The sequence below is a fragment of the Pradoshia sp. genome, assembly GCF_051873915.1.
Taxonomy (GTDB): domain Bacteria; phylum Bacillota; class Bacilli; order Bacillales; family Pradoshiaceae; genus Pradoshia.
Genome location: NZ_JBJEFJ010000183.1, coordinates 1 through 3821 on the forward strand (window position 1 = coordinate 1; position 3821 = coordinate 3821).

The 3821-nt window shown below is 48.3% G+C and carries 5 protein-coding genes; all 5 read left to right on the forward strand.

Annotated elements, in window-relative coordinates:
• The coding region (locus ACI35L_RS15995; protein ID WP_439803295.1) for a MaoC family dehydratase N-terminal domain-containing protein at positions 1-420 on the forward strand (420 nt) is incomplete at its 5' end.
• Complete coding sequence (locus tag ACI35L_RS16000; protein ID WP_231589512.1) at positions 417-875, forward strand: MaoC/PaaZ C-terminal domain-containing protein; 459 nt, start codon at positions 417-419, stop codon at positions 873-875. The genes ACI35L_RS15995 and ACI35L_RS16000, both read left to right, overlap by 4 nt.
• 29 nt (positions 876-904) lie before the next feature.
• A complete protein-coding gene (locus ACI35L_RS16005; protein ID WP_439803296.1) occupies positions 905-2068 on the forward strand; it encodes a thiolase C-terminal domain-containing protein in 1164 nt (387 codons plus the stop codon).
• 14 nt (positions 2069-2082) lie between these two features.
• Entirely contained in the window at positions 2083-2499 is a 417-nt protein-coding gene (locus tag ACI35L_RS16010) for a Zn-ribbon domain-containing OB-fold protein (protein WP_439803297.1), read from the forward strand.
• 21 nt (positions 2500-2520) lie between these two features.
• On the forward strand, positions 2521-3711 hold the full coding sequence (locus ACI35L_RS16015; protein ID WP_439803298.1) for an acyl-CoA dehydrogenase family protein: 1191 nt from the start codon (positions 2521-2523) through the stop codon (positions 3709-3711).
• Positions 3712-3821 lie beyond the last annotated feature (110 nt).

A 3821-nucleotide genomic window follows, 5' to 3' on the forward strand; every position in this document is an offset into this window, starting at 1 on the left:
GAGGTAGAAAAACGGCATATCCGCCAATTTGCTGAGGCAATCGGTGACAACAACCCTTTGTATGTTGACGAGGAATATGCAGCCAATACCATTTATGGCGGCATTATCGCCCCTCCTAGCTTTCCAGTTGTGATTGGCCAGGATAGCGGCGGAGCAATTGACCTTCCGCTCGATTATACAAGAGTGCTGCACGGGGAACAGGAATTTATCTATCAGCGTCCCATACGACCTGGTTACCGCCTCGTCTGTCAAATGAAAGTAACCGATCTTTACGACAGGGAAGGTAAATCAGGGACGATGCAATTTTTGGTGTTAGATACAGAGATGAAGGATGAGAGCGGGGAATTGGTAGCTGTCAGCCGGACGAATATGATCTATCGTCCAGCGAGCAAGAAGGCAAAAGAGGAAGCAAAGAAATGATGATCTCAAGTGATAGAGGGGAGGCTGCATACATGCCGCAAATGGAGTTTGAAACCATTCAGGAGGGTCAAAGGCTAGAACCCTATGTAAAGCCAGCAGTGACGAAGGTTCAGTTAGTGAAGTATGCGGGCGCATCGGGTGATTATAATCCGCTCCATACAGATGATGAATTTGCCCAAAAAGTAGGAATGCCGGGCGTAATTGCCCACGGGATGCTAGTCATGGGCTTCTTAGGTGAATATGTCATGAAGCTCGCGGGCACGAATGCTATCCCGGTTAATTTCAAAATGAGGTTTGGTGCTGTGACGAGACCGGGGGATGCGATTACCAGTCATGCAATCGTGAAGAAGCTTTATGAGGAAGACGGAGAGCGTTTTGCGAAGCTTGAGCTGACAGCAGAAAAAGCCCCGGGTCAAGTCGTCGGGTATGGGGAAGCAACGGTCAGATTTGTTTGATTTCATGAAATTGGAGGAGGTTATCAATCATGGCAGATATCAAGGATCGGTATGCCATTGTCGGTGTTGGGGAAAGTGAACGATCAAAAAAGTCGGGGACAACGCCCTTGAATTTAGCACTTCATGCAGCACGAGCGGCATTAAGTGACGCGGGACTTCAAGCAACAGATATTGATGGATTCATGAGTTATTCGGAAGGCGACTCATGCACCTCTCATCAATTAGCTACCTATTTAGGGGTTCGCCCTAAATACGTGAAGGATATTAGCGGCGGCGGGAGCTCAACGGAAATGCTCATTGCCGATGCGATTGGGTTAATTGAAACAGGTCAAGTCAATACGGTCATGATCTACCGCTCGATGAATGGACGGTCAGGTGTGCGCATGGGCGGTGGTGGCTGGGATATCAATCTCTTACAATCCGTCATTGATGGGGGAAGCTTTCTCATTCCGTACGGTGCAGGCGGGCCTGGGCAATGGTTTGGCTTATTCGCGACGCGTCATATGCATGAAACAGGCCTTACGCAGGAGCATCTCGGCCATGTATGCGTCAGCTTTTATGAGCATGCCCAACGAAATCCAAAGGCGTTCTTTTATGGAAAACCTCTCTCGATGGAGACATACAAAGATACACCGTATTTGAGCTATCCCTTTAATCGCCATGATTTTTGCCTCGAGTCTGATGAAGCAAACGCGATTATCGTGACCAGTGCCGAGCGGGCAAGGGACTGCAAGTCAAGGCCGGTTTATATTATGGGGATTGAGGCGCGCCAATGTGTCTCCCATTCGCATTACTGGTCCAATTTAGATGAAGTGGCCTCTGATTATGTCGCTCCTGAACTATACAAAAAAGCCGGTGTGAAACCAGCGGATATCCAGGTAGCTTCGATCTATGATTGCTTTAGCTGGGTCGTGCTTAGGCAGCTCGAAGCATACGGGTTTGCGCCGCGGGGAGAGGTTGGCGATTTCGTCGCTGCAGGGAATTTGAAAATGGGCGGCAGCCTTCCTTCCAATACGGCGGGCGGCATGCTTTCTGAAGGCTATACACACGGGATGAATAATGTACTCGAAATTGTCCGACAGGTACGTCATGAATATAAAGGGACAGACCGTCAAGTGGAGGATTGCGAGATTGGCATTTGCACAGGCTGGGCCGGACCGGATATTGCCGGTGCCATGATTCTAAGAAATTAGAAGGAGGAAAACAGATGAGCTATCAGAAACCAATTCCATTAAAAAATGAAGATAATCACCCCTATTGGGATGCTGCCGACCGGCATGAACTCGTTTTGCAAAAATGTGATTCCTGTCAAACCCATTTACACCCGCCAGGTCCTGCTTGCGCAAAGTGTGGCAGTACCGAGCTGAGCTGGGAGAATAAAGGCAGTGATATTCTCGGAAGCGTCTATTCGTATATCGTATCTTATCGGCCGTTTTTACCTGGCTTTCAGGATGATCTGCCGCATATCATTGCAAGCATTGAATTGGCTGACGCCCGTGAAGTGAAACTGATTGGCAATGTATTGGATTGTTCCCCGGAGGACATAGAGATTGGCATGCCGGTCAAAATGATTTGGCAGGACATTACCGAGGAACGTGCGCTTCCTCAGTGGACTAAAGCGTAAAGACAAAGGAGGCTTGATGGAATGGATTTCTCATTTTCCAAAAAAGAAGAAGCATTTCGCAAGGAACTAAGAGCATGGCTTGAAGCGAATTTGCCTGCAGGATGGCTCGACGGAACCTTCAAAATGCCTGATGATGAGGCCGGATTCTTGAGAGATTGGCAGAGGAAGCTCTATGAAGGGGGCTATGCGGCGATTGCCTGGCCTAAAGAATATGGCGGCCGCAATGCCACATTGATGGAGGAAATTGTCTATCATCAAGAAATGGTTCGCGTGAAAGCACCACCACTGATCAATTATGTCGGGATTCACATGGTTGGGCCGACGCTCATGCAAATCGGCACGGAGGAGCAAAAGGAAACCTATATTCCGAAAATCTTAACGGGCGAAGAGGTTTGGTGCCAAGGCTATTCCGAGCCGAATGCCGGCTCAGATTTAGCCGCCCTTCAAACGAGCGCTGTCAAAGAGGGAGAAAAGTGGGTCATTAACGGCCAAAAGGTATGGACAAGCTTTGGCCATGTGGCTGATCGATGCTTCCTATTGGCCCGTACGAACCGCTATGAGAAAAAGCATAAAGGCATTACCGCCTTCCTTCTTGATATGCATCAGGAAGGGGTTGAGACAAGGCCCATCATTCAGATGGATGGGAAGCATGATTTCAATGAAGTGTACTTGAACAATGCGGTGGCTTATGATGCCGATATTGTGGGCGAAGTCGATGAGGGCTGGAGAGTTTCCATTGCCTTGCTGATGCATGAGAGGACAGGGATTGGGGCGCAAGTATTTACGCTCGAACAGCAATTCAATGACTTGGTTGCGGTGACAAAGGAATTGGAAGCGGACGATGGTGAGCCATTAATGAATGATCCGTTTGTTCAAAGGACGATGGTTGATCTCTATGCGCGTTCAAGAGGATCGCTCCTGAATTATTATCGCAATCTAACGAAACAGCTGAAACAGGGACATCCTGGCGTGGAAGGCTCCATGGACAAATTAATCGTCAGTGAATTAACGAAGGACTTGTTTTCGCAAGCGATTTCCCTGCAAGGTCATCAGGGGGTGCTATGGAAGGAAGATGCCGTGATCGGGAATTCTTACTGGCAGGATAATTATCTTTATTCCTTTGGTCAGACAATTGGCGGCGGGACAAGCGAAATCCAGAAGAATACGATAGCAGAGCGGATATTAGGCTTGCCGAAGGATATGGGACGCTAGACTAAAAACGGAGGTGAAAGGAGAATGGATTTTTCATTAAGTCAGGAGCAGGAAATGTTCCGCAATTATGTTCGCAAGTACTTGGATGATGTTGGACAGACGAAGATAGC